The sequence below is a fragment of the Micromonospora sp. AMSO31t genome (genome assembly GCF_008868175.1).
Lineage (GTDB): Bacteria > Actinomycetota > Actinomycetes > Mycobacteriales > Micromonosporaceae > Micromonospora.
Window position 1 is genome coordinate 1 of record NZ_WBKT01000308.1, and the last position, 1074, is coordinate 1074.

The 1074-nt window shown below is 77.8% G+C and carries 1 protein-coding gene; it reads right to left on the reverse strand.

The genetic code is table 11. The annotated features are described in order from the left end of the window. A partial coding sequence (locus F8274_RS30675; protein ID WP_151465888.1) for an ATP-binding protein occupies positions 1–1027 on the reverse strand: 1027 nt, incomplete at its 3' end. Positions 1028–1074 lie beyond the last annotated feature (47 nt).

The window sequence follows — 1074 nt, forward strand, 5'->3', positions numbered from 1 at the left end:
CGTCGTCGGGGTGCTGCTCGCGGGCGCGGCGCAGCGCCTCGTCCAGGCGCTGCTCATCCAGCCCCGGGGTGTCGAACGGGTCCCGGCGGCGGCGGTGCGGCAGGGCCAGCCGGGCCGCGACCCGGACGTCGTCGGCGCCCACCCGGTCCCGGCCCTGCCAGGCGGCGTGCGCCACGGCGGTCCGGGCCGTGACGATGTCGGCGCGCATGCCGTCCACGTCGAACGCGGCGCAGACCTCGGCGATCTGCCGCAGCGCCGCGTCCGGCAGCGCCACCCCGGGCAGCCGGCGCCGGGCCGCGGCGACCCGGCGGGCCACCTCGGCGTCCGCCTCGGCCCAGCCGGCGGCGAAACCGGCCGGGTCGGCGTCGGCGGCGAGGCGGCGGCGGACCACCTCGGCGCGTACGGCCGGGTCGCGGCTGGCGGCCACCTCGACGGTGAGCCCGAACCGGTCGAGCAGCTGCGGGCGCAGCTCGCCCTCCTCCGGGTTCATGGTGCCGACCAGCAGGAACCGGGCGGCGTGGCTGACCGAGACGCCCTCCCGCTCGACGTGGCAGCGGCCCATCGCCGCGGCGTCGAGGAGGAGGTCGACCAGGTGGTCGTGGAGCAGGTTGACCTCGTCGACGTAGAGCACGCCGCGGTGGGCGGCGGCGAGCAGGCCGGGCTCGTAGGCGCGTACCCCCTCGGCGAGGGCCTTCTCCAGGTCGAGCGAGCCGACCACCCGATCCTCGGCGGCGCCCACCGGCAGTTCCACCAGGCGGGCCGGGCGGCGCTCGGCCGTCGACCCGGCCGGGTGCGGTCCGTCCGGGCAGCCCGGGTCGGGCGCGGCCGGGTCGCAGGCGAAGCGGCAGGCGGCGACCCGGTCGACCGGAGGCAGCAGCCCGGCGAGGGCACGCACGGCGGTGGACTTGGCGGTGCCCTTCTCGCCGCGGACCAGCACCCCGCCGATGGCCGGGCTGACCGCGTTGAGCAGCAGGGCGAGCCGCATCTCGTCCATCCCGAGCACCGCGCTGAACGGATAGCTCGTCATTGCCGGTCCTCCAGGTCGCCCTCACTGGCCAGGTACGTCTCGTGCAG